Source organism: Acidovorax sp. 62 (assembly GCF_002754495.1).
In the GTDB taxonomy this organism is placed as follows: domain Bacteria; phylum Pseudomonadota; class Gammaproteobacteria; order Burkholderiales; family Burkholderiaceae_C; genus Acidovorax.
Map to the genome: position 1 here is coordinate 3146764 of NZ_PEFJ01000001.1, position 15561 is coordinate 3162324.

At 59.8% G+C, this 15561-nt stretch carries 14 protein-coding genes and 1 riboswitch; of the genes, 7 read left to right on the forward strand and 7 right to left on the reverse strand.

The annotated features are described in order from the left end of the window. Positions 1 to 150: 150 nt before the first annotated feature. Entirely contained in the window at positions 151 to 1038 is an 888-nt protein-coding gene (locus tag CLU86_RS14100) for a 23S rRNA (adenine(2030)-N(6))-methyltransferase RlmJ (RefSeq protein WP_099656681.1), read from the forward strand. Between the two features lie 50 nt (positions 1039 to 1088). Here CLU86_RS14100 and CLU86_RS23060 read toward each other — a convergent pair whose 3' ends face one another. From CLU86_RS23060 to ahcY, 4 genes are all read right to left on the reverse strand, one after another. Continuing rightward, entirely contained in the window at positions 1089 to 1709 is a 621-nt protein-coding gene (locus tag CLU86_RS23060) for a septal ring lytic transglycosylase RlpA family protein (RefSeq protein ID WP_233195013.1), read from the reverse strand. A gap of 50 nt (positions 1710 to 1759) precedes the next feature. Next, a complete protein-coding gene (gene metF / locus CLU86_RS14110) occupies positions 1760 to 2611 on the reverse strand; it encodes a methylenetetrahydrofolate reductase [NAD(P)H] (RefSeq protein WP_099656683.1) in 852 nt (283 codons plus the stop codon). Then, entirely contained in the window at positions 2608 to 3609 is a 1002-nt protein-coding gene (locus CLU86_RS14115; RefSeq protein ID WP_099742042.1) for a TlyA family RNA methyltransferase, read from the reverse strand. Before CLU86_RS14115 ends, metF begins: the two co-directional genes overlap by 4 nt. A gap of 107 nt (positions 3610 to 3716) precedes the next feature. Further along, complete coding sequence (ahcY, locus tag CLU86_RS14120; protein WP_099742043.1) at positions 3717 to 5153, reverse strand: adenosylhomocysteinase; 1437 nt, start codon at positions 5151 to 5153, stop codon at positions 3717 to 3719. A gap of 64 nt (positions 5154 to 5217) precedes the next feature. Then, positions 5218 to 5298, reverse strand: a riboswitch (S-adenosyl-L-homocysteine riboswitch). Positions 5299 to 5567: 269 nt separating this feature from the next. Between ahcY and CLU86_RS14125 the strand changes: the two genes are divergently transcribed. From CLU86_RS14125 to CLU86_RS14150, 6 genes are read left to right on the forward strand one after another with little or no spacing between them, the layout of a single operon-like run. Continuing rightward, complete coding sequence (locus CLU86_RS14125; protein ID WP_099742044.1) at positions 5568 to 7196, forward strand: peptide chain release factor 3; 1629 nt, start codon at positions 5568 to 5570, stop codon at positions 7194 to 7196. Next, complete coding sequence (locus tag CLU86_RS14130; protein ID WP_233195015.1) at positions 7091 to 8560, forward strand: hypothetical protein; 1470 nt, start codon at positions 7091 to 7093, stop codon at positions 8558 to 8560. Before CLU86_RS14125 ends, CLU86_RS14130 begins: the two co-directional genes overlap by 106 nt. Before the next feature lie 35 nt (positions 8561 to 8595). Beyond that, positions 8596 to 8943, forward strand: a complete 348-nt coding sequence (locus tag CLU86_RS14135; protein ID WP_099742046.1) for an EamA family transporter — start codon at positions 8596 to 8598, stop codon at positions 8941 to 8943. Positions 8944 to 8954: 11 nt separating this feature from the next. Beyond that, positions 8955 to 9929: a glycosyltransferase family 2 protein gene (locus CLU86_RS14140; RefSeq protein ID WP_099742047.1), complete on the forward strand. Its 975-nt coding sequence runs from the start codon at positions 8955 to 8957 to the stop codon at positions 9927 to 9929. Beyond that, a complete protein-coding gene (locus tag CLU86_RS14145) occupies positions 9926 to 11770 on the forward strand; it encodes a hypothetical protein (protein ID WP_099742048.1) in 1845 nt (614 codons plus the stop codon). The genes CLU86_RS14140 and CLU86_RS14145 overlap by 4 nt, the downstream gene beginning before the upstream one ends. Positions 11771 to 11814: 44 nt before the next feature. After that, positions 11815 to 12645 carry an HAD-IIB family hydrolase gene (locus tag CLU86_RS14150; protein WP_099743579.1) on the forward strand — a complete coding sequence of 277 codons (831 nt, stop codon included), beginning with the start codon at positions 11815 to 11817 and terminating at the stop codon, positions 12643 to 12645. Between the two features lie 240 nt (positions 12646 to 12885). On the opposite strand, the gene CLU86_RS14155 is transcribed toward CLU86_RS14150, so the two are convergent. The 3 genes from CLU86_RS14155 to CLU86_RS14165 form a co-directional block, all read right to left on the reverse strand. Next, positions 12886 to 14136, reverse strand: a complete 1251-nt coding sequence (locus CLU86_RS14155; RefSeq protein WP_099742049.1) for an ROK family transcriptional regulator — start codon at positions 14134 to 14136, stop codon at positions 12886 to 12888. 153 nt (positions 14137 to 14289) lie between these two features. Then, a complete protein-coding gene (locus tag CLU86_RS14160; protein WP_099743580.1) occupies positions 14290 to 14742 on the reverse strand; it encodes an RbsD/FucU family protein in 453 nt (150 codons plus the stop codon). A gap of 10 nt (positions 14743 to 14752) precedes the next feature. Beyond that, positions 14753 to 15559: an ATP-binding cassette domain-containing protein gene (locus tag CLU86_RS14165; RefSeq protein WP_099742050.1), complete on the reverse strand. Its 807-nt coding sequence runs from the start codon at positions 15557 to 15559 to the stop codon at positions 14753 to 14755. Positions 15560 to 15561: the final 2 nt, after the last annotated feature.

The following is a 15561-nucleotide window of genomic DNA, read 5'->3' on the forward strand; positions in this document are numbered from 1 at the left end:
CAGGTACAAAGGCAACAAAAAGCAGACTGTCTGCCAAAAACATCACAGCCTGCCCGAATGCCCTCGATTTTGCCTTGAACGCACGCACCACTGGCCGAGATAGATCAGGGTACGCCCCAAGAGACGGCCCGCAATCGTTACCATAGCGACATGTTCAGTTACCGCCACGCCTTCCACGCGGGCAACCATGCCGATGTGCTCAAGCACACCGTTTTGATTGCCACTTTGCAATACCTTACGGAGAAAGACGCGGCACTGACCGTGCTGGACACCCATGCGGGCGCCGGCCTGTACCGCCTGGACGGTGACTACGCCAGCACCAGCGCCGAAGCCGCCGATGGCATCTTGCGGCTGGTCGCCCCGGAAGTACCGCCCCTGACCCCGGCGCTGGCAGCCTACGTAGACATGGTGCGCGCCTTCAACCAGGGCACCAAGACCAAGGTGTATCCCGGCTCCCCCTTCATCAGCCAACGGCTGCTGCGCGAACACGACAAGCTCAAGGTGTTTGAGTTGCACCCGACCGACATGCGCGCACTGGCGGGCAATGTGGCCCAGCTCAATGCGGGCAGGCAAGTGGCCGTGCTGCATGAAGACGGCTTTGAAGGCATCAAGAAATTCTTACCGCCACCGGCCCGCCGCGCTTTGCTGCTGTGCGATCCCAGCTATGAAATGAAGAGCGACTACGGCAAGGTGCTGGACATGGTGGCCGATTCGCTCAAGCGTTTTGCGACGGGTACGTACGCCGTGTGGTACCCCATCATTCCGCGCCCCGAGGCCCATGACCTGCCCCGCCGACTCAAGACCATGGCCACCAAGGCCGGCAAGAGCTGGCTGCATGCCACGCTGACCGTCAAATCGAGCAAGATAACGGAAGACGCAGCAGGCGAAGTCAAGCGCCCAGGCCTGCCTGCCAGCGGCATGTTCCTGATCAACCCACCCTTCACGCTGAAAGCCGCGCTGAAAGAAGCGCTGCCACAAATGGTGGAGTTGCTGGCCCAGGACAAGCACGCCACGCATACGCTGGAATCCGGGGGCTGACCATCCATGCCCTGGCCCGGCCCTCCATCGGGCCAGGCCACCGTTCCAAGCTACTCAGGGCGTTTGGGCGGGCAAGTGTCTTCGCCAGAGCCCAGCGGAAACACATCCACCGGTTTAAGCCCCAAGCCGCCCATGCCCAGCGCCAACGCCGCGCCACGGCTTAAATCCAGCACCCGGTTGGCCACATGCGGACCGCGGTCGTTGATGCGCACCACCACCCCACGGCCTGTGGCCTGGCTGCGCACACAGACCAGCGTGCCAAACGGCAGCGTGCGGTGGGCGGCCGTCAGGGCATGCATGTCAAAGCGCTCTCCGCTGGCCGTGCGCCGCTTGTGAAAACCTGGTCCATACCAGGAAGCCAGCCCGGTCTCGCTGGGCTGCACGTCGGCGTCGTCGTCCTCTTCCACACCATCTACATCCGCCAGCAAATCAATGGACGAACGCTGTGCTGCGCGCCGCGCATCCGAGGCGGGAGACGGAGCAAGAACCTCCACCAAAGCGGGGGAACTGGCCTCAAGCGCTGCAGACACGGCAGGCACACCGGCCGCGGCGGGTGCCGCTGGCGCCAGGCCCTGCGCCAGCGCATCTGTGGATGCAACCAAGCCGACCCAAATGGCTGCACAGCCACCACACCGCCACACCAGTGCCAGCGCAGCGTGCAGGGAGTCCATTGCGCGGCAGTGTGCCTGCGCCCAGAGGGCGCCCTGTCGCAGCGGCACGCCTACAGCTCCAGACGGCGGCAGATTTCCAAAGTCGCGGCGCTTTGGTTCATGGTGTAGAAATGCAAGGCAGGCACGCCCGCACTGCGCAGTTGATCGCACAGGTCTGTCACCACGTCCAGGCCAAACGCCTTGATGCTGGCGGTATCGTCGCCAAAGCCTTGCAGACGCAAGCGAATCCAGCGGGGGATTTCAGCGCCACAGGCGTCGGAGAAGCGCATCAACTGCGTGGAGCTGGAGATGGGCATGATCCCTGGCACCACGGGGATGTTGGCGCCCAGCTTCTGGGTGTCTTCCAAAAACCGGAAGTAGGCATCGCTGTTGTAGAAATACTGGGTGATCGCGGCATCTGCGCCCGCTTGCACCTTGGCCACATAAGCCTTCAAGTCAGCCTCTGGCGAACGTGCCTGGGGATGCACCTCTGGGTAGGCAGCCACCTCGATGTGGAAGTCGCGGCCCGTTTCTTCGCGGATGAAGGTAACCAGATCGCTGGCGTACTGGAACTCGCCGCCCGCACCGTAGCCGCTGGGCAGATCGCCCCGCAATGCGACCAGGCGGCGAACCCCCATGCCCTTGAGCACGGCCAGTTGCTCACGCACCGACTGGCGGGTGGCGCCGATGCACGAGAAGTGCGATGCGGCGCTCACGCCCTCAGCGAGGATTTCACGCACCGTAGTGAACGTGCCCTCCTGCGTGGAGCCCCCGGCGCCGTAGGTCACGGAGCAAAACTCAGGGTGCAGCGCATACAGCTGCTGGCGCACAGCGCGCAGCTTTTCAGCCCCTTCGGGCGTTTTCGGGGGGAAAAACTCCAGACTCACCGGGAATCCGGTGGCTTCTGTCTTGGCAGCGTTCATGCCGTCCTCCTTGCATCCACAAAAAATTCCCGGTTGCCATCGCCGCCCTGGATGGGGCTTTCCATCCACGCAAGCACCTGCAAGCCCAGCTCTGCGCAGCAATCACGGATGCGTTTTTCCACGACGGCATACAAAGCCTCGTCGCGCACAATGCCGCCCTTGCCGACCTGGCCAGGCTGCAATTCGAACTGCGGCTTGACCAGCATGAGCAAACGGCCCTGCGGCGCCATCAGGGGCACCAGGGCGGGCAGCACCAAGGTCAGCGAGATGAACGACAGGTCACCCGTTACCAGGTCAAACACGGGCGTGACCTGCACGTCCTCTCGCCCCTCCCGGCGCTGGCGCACCACGGGCAAAGTGCCCTCAGCCCGCGCGCGGGCCTTGGCGGCTCGTTCGGCCTTGAAGGTCTCTACGTCTTGCTCTTTGGCGTCGTCGCTGTCGTCGTACTCTTCATCGATCAAGCCGCCATTGCGCATCCAGCTGTAGGGGGCCACCGGCTGGGTGTCGTTGTCTTCATGGTCTTGCACCAGCTCTTCGGACAAGGCCGCCTCGCAGCCTTCCAGCAGCGACTCGGCCGTCATCGCCCGGGCGTTGAGCCCTTCCACGCCCACCACGCGCACATCGCCCCGCAGGCGCTCGTGCAACTGCCCATGGCCCACGTCCACGCCCACCACCTGGGTCGCACCGTGCTGCAGCAGACAATCCGTGAAGCCCCCGGTGCTCTGCCCCACATCCAGGCAGCGCAGCCCTTGGACGGCCAGGCCCGTGGCCTGCAAAGCGCCTTCGAGCTTGAGCCCGCCACGCGAGATGTATTTGGCCTCGGCATCGTCCAGCAGCCGCACCTCGGCCACCGAGGGAATGTCATCCCCGTTCTTGGCCACTTTGTTCCAGGGCGACAAGGGCGTCAGGCGCCACTCCACCCCCGAGGCGATCAAGCGCTGCGCTTGCGAGCGCGTGGCCGCATGGCCGCCTTCCACCAAAAATACGTCTGCGCGCATGCATTCTCTCTCGTCGGTCGACGAACATTCAGATAAAAACAGGGGCTAGCGCTTACCAGATAAGCGCTAGCAGCTCCTAAATCAGGAGCAATCTCTCACCCCAGCCATCAATAACGGTAGGTGTCAGGCTTGTAAGGGCCTTGCTTGGGCACGCCGATGTAGGCCGCTTGCTCGTCCGTCAGCTCCGACAGCATGGCGCCCACCTTCTTCAGGTGCAGGCGTGCCACTTTTTCGTCCAGGTGCTTGGGCAGCACATAGACCTTGCCGTTTTCATAGAAGTCGCTGTGCGTGAAGAGTTCAATCTGCGCAATCGTCTGATTGGCAAAGCTCGACGACATCACAAAGCTGGGGTGGCCTGTGCCGCAGCCCAGGTTCACCAGACGGCCCTTGGCCAGCAGGATGATGCGCTTGCCGTCAGCAAAAATCACATGGTCCACCTGGGGCTTGATCTCTTCCCACTGGCAGTGCTCTTCGAGCTTGGCAACCTGGATTTCGTTGTCGAAGTGGCCGATGTTGCAGACGATGGCCTGGTCCTTCATTGCCTTCATGTGCTCGAACGTGATCACGTCGCGGTTGCCCGTGGTGGTCACGAAGATGTCAGCCTTGTCGGCGGCATATTCCATGGTCACTACACGATAGCCTTCCATCGCGGCTTGCAGGGCGTTGATGGGGTCGATCTCGGTCACCCACACTTGGGCGCTCAAGGCACGCAAAGCCTGGGCCGAGCCCTTGCCCACATCGCCGTAGCCAGCCACGACCGCCACCTTGCCAGCGATCATCACATCGGTGGCGCGCTTGATGCCGTCCACCAGCGATTCGCGGCAGCCGTACAGGTTGTCGAACTTGCTCTTGGTCACCGAGTCGTTCACGTTGATCGCACGGAACATCAGGTTGCCCTTGGCCGACATCTCCTTCAAGCGGTGCACGCCTGTGGTGGTCTCTTCGGTCACGCCAATGATCTGGGCGCTCTTGCGGCTGTACCAGGTGGCGTCCACCGCCAGCTTGGCCTTGATGGCGGCAAACAGGATGCGCTCTTCTTCGCTGCCAGGGTTGGCCAAGACCTTCTGGTCCTTTTCGGCCTGCTTGCCCAGGTGCATCAGCAGCGTGGCGTCGCCGCCATCGTCCAGAATCAGGTTAGGGCCTTCGCCCTCTGTACCGGCAGCGCCAAAGTCAAAAATGCGGTGGGTGTAGTCCCAGTAGTCGACCAGCGTCTCGCCCTTCACGGCAAACACAGGAGTGCCCGCAGCGGCAATGGCAGCAGCAGCATGGTCTTGCGTGGAGAAAATGTTGCAAGAAGCCCAGCGCACTTCAGCGCCCAGCGCTTGCAGTGTCTCAATCAGCACCGCCGTCTGGATGGTCATGTGCAGCGAGCCCGTGATGCGCGCACCCTTGAGCGATTGCTTGGGCGCGAATTCCTCGCGGATGGCCATCAGGCCGGGCATCTCGGTTTCAGCGATGCGGATTTCCTTGCGGCCCCATTCGGCCAGGCCGATGTCGGCAATGATGCAGTCAGTGTTGACCGGGGCGTTGACGCGTGCGTTCATGGTGTGCTCCAAAGCAGGTTTGAAAAGCCACTTGACGGGGGAAGATGCAACTCACCGCACGAAAAGTGGATGAGCGTCGTTGCTTGATGACTCCGAGCCTCACGCCCCGCAGGTAGCAGGGGGCGCTGCAACGCTCCTCGGATGGGCGGATTATAGAAGCAAGACTTTCAACGGGCACCCGCTCTGACAGGTAACGATCCGGACACGAATCGAAGAGACCACCAAGGTACGATTCAGCCTGCAGCGCCTGCGCAGACCTTGCACACTAGGTAACAACCTGCGCAGCCGCAGTTTCACGCATAGGTAAAATAATTGTTAACTGCGCTGTTCTTCAGCGCAACAACAGACCTTTGCAAAGTCTGATCTGGCAATGCTGCAACCTGCAGCGCTTGCCCTCCCATTCCAGGAACTTCCGTGTCCCACGCCCCAGAAACCCGGCGCCGCCGCACCTTTGCCATCATTTCCCACCCCGACGCGGGTAAAACGACGCTGACCGAAAAGCTGCTGCTGTTCTCGGGCGCCATCCAGATCGCCGGGGCCGTCAAAGGCCGCAAGGCCAGCCGCCACGCCACCTCCGACTGGATGGAAATCGAAAAGCAGCGCGGCATCTCGGTGGCATCGTCGGTGATGCAGATGGCCTACCGCGACCACGTGGTCAACCTGCTCGACACCCCTGGCCACAAGGACTTCTCCGAAGACACCTACCGCGTGCTCACGGCCGTGGACTCGGCCCTGATGGTCATTGACGCCGCCAACGGCGTGGAAGCGCAGACCCGCCGCCTGATCGAGGTCTGCCGCCAACGCGACACACCCATCATCACCTTCGTGAACAAGATGGACCGCGAAGTGCGCGACCCGCTGGACATCATGGACGAGGTCGAGCGCGAGTTGGGCATGCCCTGCTGCCCCATGACCTGGCCTGTGGGCCAGGGCAAGGCCTTCGGCGGCATCATCAACCTGCGCACCAAGACCATGACGGTGTTCGAGTCCGGCAGCGAACGCCGCCCGCAGGACTTCGAGGCCATCCCCCTGTCCGATGAAACCACGCTGCGCGCACGCTTCGGTGCCGAATTTGATGCCGCGCTGGAGAGCATGGAACTGGCCGTGGGCGCATCGCCCGCGTGGGACCACGACGCCTTCTTGGCCGGCAAGCTGACCCCCGTGTTCTTCGGCTCCGGCGTGAACAACTTCGGGGTGATGGAAGTGCTGGACGCGCTGGTGGACATGGCCCCGCCCCCCGGCCCCCGCGTGAGCACACTCGAAGTCAACAAGCAGCCGGTGGTCAAAACCATCCAGCCCGAAGACGAAGGCTTCTCCGGCGTGGTGTTCAAGGTGCAAGCCAACATGGACGCCAACCACCGCGACCGCATCGCCTTTGTGCGCGTGGCCTCGGGCAAGTACACCCCCGGCATGAAGCTCAAGGTGCAGCGTACTGCCAAAGAACTGCGACCCACCAGCGTGGTCACCTTCATGAGCCAGCGCCGCGAAGCGGTGGAAGAAGCCTATGCGGGCGACATCATCGGCTTCACCACGCACGGCGGCGTGCAGCTGGGCGACACCATCACCGATGGTGCCAACCTGCAGTTCACGGGCCTGCCCTTCTTCGCGCCGGAACTGTTCATGACCGTGATCCTCAAGAACCCCCTGCGCACCAAGCAACTGCAGCAAGGCCTGGCCCAACTGGGCGAAGAAGGCGCTATCCAGGTCTTCAAACCCGACGCGGGCGGCGCCATGCTCCTGGGCGCTGTAGGCCAACTGCAGTTTGAAGTGGTGCAGCACCGCCTGAAAGCAGAGTACGACGCCGACGTGCGCCTGGAAGGCTGCCAATACACAGGTGCCCGCTGGATTACCGCAAACACCCCCGCCGAATTGCGCGAGTTTGAAAACGCCTACCCCCTGCGCATGGCCCACGACGCAGCCGACACGCTGGCGTATTTGTGCACCTCACCGTACGACGTGCGGCTGGCGCAGGAGCGGTTTCCGAAGATTCACTTTCATCCGCTGCGGGAGCATGCGGGGTTGGCATTGCAAGCCGCGATTTAAATCCAATGACGAGCACAATCAAAATAACGGAAGAACACAGTTCAGACGCAAAGTTTTTTGGAGTTTTCTTTTCGCTTTTAGCACTGATATATGCAGGTTGGCTATTTGTTTTTTGGCCTGGAGTATTAGGCGAAGATAGCCGAGCCATACTTCTGGAAGTGATGAATCCAGATACGCAAAATTCGGGGAAACCAGTTTTTTGGTACTACTTTGTGCGCATTTTTTATCTACCGCACGAACGTGTAGAGTCGCCAGTTTTCGCCATGCTGATGATCTCAGCATTTATCCAAGCCCGAATTCTTGGATGGTGCTGGGCTAGACGCTTCTTCAAAACTGCGCTATTTTTATTTTTTTTCATATCTCTAGCGCCTCACTTCGTATTCTTCGCAGGATCACTGTACCCAGACGGACTTTTCGCTATCGGCACTGCAGGTTTGTTATTTGAAATTTGGCTAATTGCAAAGCAACGCCAAACCACAGCACTTTCGCTTGCGATTATTACTATATCGCTACCCATTGCCGCATTCGCACGAGCCAACGGCATCATTTTTTTACTTCCTTTCATCATATTGATTTTTCTGGCAACCCCTCAAGGACGATGGTGGCTGGGAAGCATCTTGATGGGGTGGTGCTCTTTGATGGCAGTAGGAACCCAATTTCACAAAAGCCAGGGTCAAGGCGTTTTATACCCTCTCGCCATATTCGAGACTGTCAATTTTTTGCAACCACGACCAATGAACCTTTGGGTGGCAGCACCTCGCATTTCACCGCTTACAGTTGAAACGCTGCAAAAATATAAGCCAATTGACAATTACATTAGTTATTATGACCCCGACTATTGGGATACATTGGTTTTCCAACCTGAAGGACCAAGAGTTATGTCTCTATCCAAACAGGATCAAAAAATCATCACCAAGCAGTTTTTCAAATATAACCTATGGCACAACATTCCATCATTCATTGGAAGCAGGGTCAATATTTTTCTAGTATCAGCACTTGCTCAAGGTGGTCTTCCAAGCTTTGACTATGCAGAGCATGTACTAAAATTCACAAAATCAAAATCCCAATACAGACAACACGATTTAAAATCCTCAGAAAATCTACTAAGAGCACACTATGAGCTTAGTTATAAATACAGATTTTTGTTATGGACACCATTTATTGGGATAGGCTTACTATTTTGGGCATTAAGACATGGAACAATAAAGCGCGACCTGGCATTGCTAATAATTTCCGCGCCCATGCTGATTCAACTGGGAGCCATATTTATTTTTTCGATAGCGGGAGAATACCGTTATATCCTGCCTTTCTTCACACTACCACTGGTACTATTGCCAGTGCTTGCAGCAACAAAAAAACATTAAAAAAATAATTTAATTATGTGTGCGTGAGCAAAAATATGCCTCCATTGATTATATTTTCGACCATTATTTGCGTATTTGGAATCTCTATTGGGCAAATGTTGTTCAAGAAGGCCGCACTTGTACTACCGACCAGCCCCACCTGGCATGATTGGATTTTCAACGGTTGGTTAGTTGCAGCCGTTCTTCTGTATGGAGCAACTACATTAGCGTGGGTGTGGATTTTGCGAAACGCACCATTACATCTGGCCTATCCGTTCATGGGGTTGGCCTTCTTAATCGTGCCCTTGCTGGCTTGGACGCTATTGGGAGAGCCTCTGCATTGGCGCACATTGGCAGGTGGAGCACTCATATTGAGCGGCGTAGTGCTGGCCTCAACGTCGTGAGACTCACACTTATGCGAATCGCTGTCGCCATACCATGCTTCAGAGTGACCCAACACATACTTGGAGTAATCGCGTCCATCGGCACCGAAGTTCACACAATCTATGCAATCGACGATGCATGCCCAGATGGCAGTGGTCGCTTTATCGAAGAGCACAATAAAGACCCACGCGTACGGGTGCTGTTCAATCCAGAAAACTGCGGTGTCGGCGGTGCCGTCGTCACCGCTTACAAAGCAGCCATCGCTGACGGCATGGACATCGTGGTAAAGATTGATGGCGACGGACAAATGAACCCCGCTCTTTTGCCCAAGTTTGTCCGTCCATTGCTGCGTGGAGAAGCGGATTACACCAAGGGGAATCGGTTTTTCCGTCCTGAATCCGTTCAAAGCATGCCGCCCATTCGGTTGTTCGGCAATGCGGTGCTGTCTTTCATGACCAAGCTCAGCTGCGGATACTGGAACATCATGGACCCCACCAACGGGTACACGGCGGCTCGAACCTGTGTGCTGGCAGAGCTGCCGTTGGACAAGTTGGAGAAGCGCTATTTCTTCGAAACAGACATGCTGTTTCGACTCAACACGCTGCGCGCCGTTGTCAAAGACATCCCCATGGACTCTGTCTATGCCAACGAGGAGTCCAACCTCAAGATCGGCAAAGTGCTGCCGGAGTTTTTGAGAAAGCACGCGTCACGCTTGTGGCGCCGGTATGTGTACAACTACCTGGTGAGGGACTTCAATGTCGGCACGCTCTACAGCATCTTTGGAACATTGCTGGTGATCGTTGGCTCGGCATTTGGAGCTATGCACTGGCTCGATAGCGCGCTGTCCAACCACCCGGCAACCAGTGGCACGGTCATGTTGGCTGCGCTACCGATCCTGATTGGCATTCAGTGCCTGATTGCTTTCTTGCACTACGACGTGAGCAATCTCCCGACCGAACCCCTAAGCCTTTCGTTAGAGTCCCCCGCTAAGGGCGATACCCAATGAATCAGATACTGAACCTGCGATTTGCGACGCTCGCATTTTTGATAGCCAACGGCATACCTGCGCATGCGCAGCAACCCATGCCAATCCAGCGCACGCCCATGGTCATCGCCCCCACGGTAGAGGGGATGTACCTGTGTGATGAGGCTGTCGCTGATGCAAGCGTGAAAGACATTGATGCAGCCTACGCCTATTGCAGCCAACGCAAGCGCAACGGCTCGGCCGCCATATCGCGTCTGCTGGACACGCTGGAGCCCGGGGGGGCCAAGGGCAGCGTGCAAGTAGGTTACACAGCCACCTTGCAGTTGCTATCGATCTATCAGAAGACACCTCAAGGCTGGGCCATCGACAAGGCCAAGGTCGACCAATTTTTAAATGTCATTGCAGAAGTGAAACGCCCTGTGGTGGTGTACTTTTCTGCAGATCACTTTGACTCCGTGAGCCCGCTGGCGGACGCACTGCGCAAAGACCCGGTCAACCTCATGCAGTTGCGGGACGGCAAGCCTCTGGAACTCAACTACTTTGGCTATCGGATCATCCCGTACACGCTGTCCGCAGATGCGGCCATTCCAGTCAACCAGTACCGATTTGAAGCACTGGACTACTTGGCCAAGCGCATCAAGGCGTTGCCCAAGGCCGTACAAAGCCGCATTGTGGCCTACACCCTGGCAGGGGAGCTGCATCACATGTTTCCCAACTTTGAAGGAGGCATGGGAAGCTACCAAGACATCCAGGTAACGGATTACAGCAGCAGCTCAGTCGCGGGCTTTCGTCAGTGGCTGCGAAACAAGTACAAGAGCATTGAACAATTCAACGCCCGCAACGGGTTCGCTTACGCCTCATTTGATGTTGTGCCGGCCCCCTCGAAAGACATTCGCAAAGAAAAGCTGACGTCATTCGGCGAACACTACGATGCCCATGCAGACGGCACGCTGCCTATTGCGGGATGGCTATGGGATCCCAACAAAACAATCGAGCAACTGGATTTGTACGTCAATGGGCAACGGGTAGGCCCCGTTGAGCGCGGGATGAACCGGCTGGACGTATACAGAGCCGAAGAATCCATCACCACACCCAACACGGGCTACCGCATTGACTACGACTACAGTGCGCTGCCCGCAGGCCGGTACACGGCCCAGGTGATAGCGCAATCGCGGGGAGCGCAATACAAAGTGGGCGAGGTGGAGTTTGCCGTGGTCGCCCGAGATCAAGGGCCGGTGAAGCCCGTGCGATTCACGGCCATCAAAGATGTTCAGAATTCCAAAAAACTGCCTGGCGTACGGACCTGGCTCGATATGCCACGTGGTTTGCAGGACGTGTACTACAACCCCTTGGCCCGCGACTGGAATCTGTACCGAGAGTCACAGGTATATGGTTTTTTGAATGTTTTTTATGACCGCGCCCTGCGTGCTGGCCTGCCTGCAGAAAAGCTGTACTCACACCAGATCGTTCCCCGCGTCAATTCTTCCTGGAACCCCCAGCTTTTCGCGGCCGATCAAACTCTGAACGGCAGCGCACCCTGGAAGCAAGGTTTGAACATGTACGGTGGTGCCACCGACAGTGCATGGGTGCGGGAGTTTATTGCGCAGCGCAAAATCACCGACTACGGGGTTCCAGAGTTCAACCCACAGCAGTGGAAACTCAGTGGCACGCATGTGGCTGCGATGCAGTCGCACTACAACGGTGGCGCAAGATTCATCAGCCCGTACTACTTCTCCGTGATCCCCGACCGCTTCAAGGGAGGGGCTGAGCATGGCGTGAACCGGATGGAACTACGGCCTGACAACCCCAAAGACGGCTCCGATCATTTTTACCGCGCCATCGTCGAATTCGCCAAGCAATGACAACTGCTGAGGCGACAACGTCGGGCATTGCTGTGCATTCGCCCATTCCGCCCCTTGCTAGCTGGCTCGGCAAACCATATCCCCCTTTGTGCGGGGTGTTCACCGACATCGACGACACCCTCACCACCGATGGCGCCATCACCCCAGATGCCCTGCAAGCGCTGGCAGACCTCAAAGCCGCAGGGCTGAGCGTGGTGGCCATCACCGGCCGCCCAGTGGGTTGGAGTGAGCCGTTTGCGGCGCAGTGGCCCGTGGATGCCATCGTGGCAGAGAACGGGGCTGTTGCACTGCGGCGGGCGGCAGAAGATTTGAATGAAATCGGCCTCCAGCGCTTATCAAATAAGCGCTGGCAGCTATCAAAATCATATCAACAGGCTCCAGCCATTCGGCAGCAAAACTATGCGCGCATGCAGCAGGTGCTGGCGCAGATCGAGGCCGAGGTGCCTAGTGCCCGCAGGGCTACGGATTCTGCGGGGCGGGAGACGGACATTGCGATTGACCACAGCGAGTTCACGCACCTTCCGCAGGACGCCATCGACCATGCCGTGCGCCTCATGCGTGCGGCGGGCATGAACGCCACGGTGAGCAGCATCCACATCAATGGCTGGTTTGGCGATCACAACAAGCTCGAAGGTGCACGCTGGATCGTGCGCGAGCTGTGGGGACGGGATCTGGATGCGGAGATGGACCGCTGGGTGTATGTGGGCGATTCGACCAATGACCAGTTGATGTTCCAGCACTTTGAGCACAGCGTGGGCGTGGCCAACGTAGCGCGGTTTGTGCCGCAGCTGCAGCATCTGCCGCGCTATGTGACGCAGGGCGAGCGCGGCGCGGGGTTTGCTGAAGTGGCGCGGGCCATCCTGGCCAACCGTTGATCAGTGCCCCTCGCAGCAGATGAGGGACATGCATCTCATGCAAAAAAAGCCGTATCGCGCGCCAATAAAGCGCAAGCAGCTATTGATTCAATAGCAAATCAACACTATTGATCCGGCCTGAGCCTACTTGAACCGCTCACTGAGCGCAGAGTCCAAGGCTGCGCTGGGTTTCGACAGGCTCAACCCAAACGGATATTTCAAGTTCAAAGAGGTCGAGTCCATGATCGTGCTGCGCGGGCATCACGCCTTGAGAAAAATCTCATGGTCTGGCGCAAAGCAGGCGTGCAGTGGCAGCAGTGCGCCGCCCAGGGCCCGGGCGTCCGAGCCGATGCTGCCCAGTTCCAGCCGAGGCGGCTGGTGCAGTCCTTCCCAGTTGTAGTCGGCCAGCGCCTGGCGCACGCCTTCGCACAGGGCTTGCAGCAGCTCGGGGGCGGCGGCGCCATCGAGCACCACGGCATCGAGGTCCAGAAAGGCCGCGCCCGACACCACGCAATGCGCCAGCGCCCGCGCGGCGTGGGCGATCCAGGCACGGCTATGCTCCAGCCACGGGGCCTGCAGCACGCGCTTGTCGTAGGCGGCCATGGGGTCCAGGCCATGTTCGCGAAAGCGCTGCTCCAACTCCCACAGGGATGCCTGGCTGATGAGCTGCGCAGGGGCCTGGCCTGGCTGGGCCGGTGCCAACGGCAGCGAGGCCACCGCGCCTGCGTTGCCATGCAGGCCGCGGTGCAGATGCGAGTTGATGACCAGCCCGCCACCCACAAAGGTGTCCATGAACAGGTACAGAAAGCTCGGGATGTCGCGCCCGCGCCCCTGCAACAGCTCGGCCACGCAAGCGGCCGAGGTGTCCTTGGCAAAGCTCACGGGCAGCTCGGTCATCTGCTGCACCTGCTCGGCCAGGTCGATGTTGTTCCAGGCCTCGGATTGCGCCTCGGTCAGCCCCAGCATGCGGTGCCAGCCACCCAGCTGAAACGGTGCCGCGACACCCACCCCCACCACGCGCGAGCGCAGCGGGCCCAGGCCGTCGAGCAACTGGTTCAGGTGCGTGCGGATGGCAGGCAGTAGCACGTCGATGTCGGGGAAGGCGTAGTCGAGCACCACGCGCTCGCGCACGTGGCCGGTAAAGTCCACCAGCAGCCAGTCGGCACTGCGCCGGCCAATCTTGATGCCGATGGCAAAGGCGCCGTCCGGGTTCAGGCCGATGGGCACAGAGGGCTGGCCCACGCGGCCGCGCACGGGGGCTTCGCGGCGCAGCAGTTGGTCCTCGTCCAGCCGGGCGGTGATCAGGCCGATGGTTTGTGCGGTGAGGCCCGTCACCCGCGCCATCTCGGCCTTGGCCAGGCTGCCGTGGGTGCGCAGGGCCTGCAGCACCACGCGCTCGTTGAACTGGCGCAGCCCTACGTGGTTGGAGCCGCGCTGGCGCAGCAGGGCCGGGCCGTTGCTGGGAGGTTCGCCCAAGTCTGCAGGGGGTGGGGATGGGTCAGTTTCCAGCATCGCGGGCGGGAGGTTCATACCAAGTGGCCTTCGAAAATACAAAACCGTTCACGCTGAGCTTGTCGAAGCGCCGCGCAGGGCTTCGACAAGCCTGTCCTGAGCCTGTCGAAGGGCTCCGCCCGAACGGTTCCCGGTGATTGAACACGAGCCCGATCAATCCCGCAGAGTTTCGCCGATGACGCCCTTGCGCAGCAGGAAATTGCCCCAGGGCTGCAGCTCGCCCGTCACAACGATGGCATAGGCCTTTATGACGCGCTCGTAGAAGGCAAAGCGCTCCACGCCCTCGGCCTGCGCACTGCTCACACCCTCGCATGCCAGCACGGCCAGCGTCTCGCGTTGCAGGGCAGACTGGTACGGCGCCTCGGTGCCACCCACCTGCATGTAGGCCACGGGGTGCGGCACATCTTGCGCCAGGGGCAGCACACTGGCCACGGCCTGCACGGCGCGCGCCATGCCAATGCCCGGCAGACGCAGCACGGGCTTGCCCGCGCCCAGGCTCATGGCGGTGAAGTTGGCGTCGGCCAAAACAATGGCGTCATCGTGGCCCATCTCGGCCAGCACCTTGAGCAGGTCGGGGGTCAGCAGGGGGTCGATGTTTTTCAGCATGGCAGCGTCTTCAGGCAAGGCATTCGGCGGGCAGGTCAGACGCGGCCATGGCGCCCGTCATCACGGCCACGGTGTCGCTCATGCTGATCTTTTTGGGGTTGACCACCGCCGCACGCTTGCCCAGGCGGGCGATGTGGATGCGATCCGCAATCTCGAACACATGGGGCATGTTGTGGCTGATGAGGATGACGGGCAGGCCCTTGTCGCGCACACGGCGGATCAGCTCCAGCACCATGTTGCCCTCCTTCACGCCCAGGGCCGCGGTGGGCTCGTCCATGATGACGACGTGGCGCGCAAAGGCAGCCGCCCGCGCCACGGCCACGCACTGGCGCTGGCCGCCTGAGAGCGTCTCGACCGCCTGCGTCATCGAGCGAATGCCGACCTTGAGCTCGGCCATGCGGGCCACACTTTCTTCCAGCATCTTTTTCTTGTCGAGCATGCGCAGCACGCTGCCCAGCAAGCCGGGGCGTAGCAGCTCGCGGCCCAAGAAGAGGTTCTCGGCGATCGTCATGGCGGGGGCCACGGCCAGGTCTTGGTACACGGTTTCGATGCCCGCCTTGCGCGCATCGATGGGGCTTTTGAACTGGATGCGCTGGCCGTCGAGCAGGATCTCACCCTCATCGGGCACGGTGGCACCCGATAGCGCCTTGATCAGGCTCGATTTGCCGGCGCCGTTGTCGCCAATCACAGCCAGGATCTCCCCGGCGCGCAGCTCAAAGTCAGCGCCATCGAGCGCCGTGACCTGCCCGTAGCGTTTGACCAGGCCCTTGGCCTGCATGACCAGCGGGGCGTTCGTTGTGTGTGTGGAGGCGGTCATGA

Bases quoted from the DNA above. Each gene is read 5' to 3' on its own strand.
- CLU86_RS14100 (WP_099656681.1), top strand. From the start codon at position 151: ATGTTCAGTTACCGCCACGCCTTCCACGCGGGCAACCATGCCGATGTG.
- CLU86_RS23060 (WP_233195013.1), bottom strand. From the start codon at position 1,709: ATGGACTCCCTGCACGCTGCGCTGGCACTGGTGTGGCGGTGTGGTGGC.
- metF (WP_099656683.1), bottom strand. From the start codon at position 2,611: ATGAACGCTGCCAAGACAGAAGCCACCGGATTCCCGGTGAGTCTGGAG.
- CLU86_RS14115 (WP_099742042.1), bottom strand. From the start codon at position 3,609: ATGCGCGCAGACGTATTTTTGGTGGAAGGCGGCCATGCGGCCACGCGC.
- ahcY (WP_099742043.1), bottom strand. From the start codon at position 5,153: ATGAACGCACGCGTCAACGCCCCGGTCAACACTGACTGCATCATTGCC.
- CLU86_RS14135 (WP_099742046.1), top strand. From the start codon at position 8,596: ATGCCTCCATTGATTATATTTTCGACCATTATTTGCGTATTTGGAATC.
- CLU86_RS14140 (WP_099742047.1), top strand. From the start codon at position 8,955: ATGCGAATCGCTGTCGCCATACCATGCTTCAGAGTGACCCAACACATA.
- CLU86_RS14145 (WP_099742048.1), top strand. From the start codon at position 9,926: ATGAATCAGATACTGAACCTGCGATTTGCGACGCTCGCATTTTTGATA.
- CLU86_RS14155 (WP_099742049.1), bottom strand. From the start codon at position 14,136: ATGCTGGAAACTGACCCATCCCCACCCCCTGCAGACTTGGGCGAACCT.
- CLU86_RS14160 (WP_099743580.1), bottom strand. From the start codon at position 14,742: ATGCTGAAAAACATCGACCCCCTGCTGACCCCCGACCTGCTCAAGGTG.
- CLU86_RS14165 (WP_099742050.1), bottom strand. From the start codon at position 15,559: ATGACCGCCTCCACACACACAACGAACGCCCCGCTGGTCATGCAGGCC.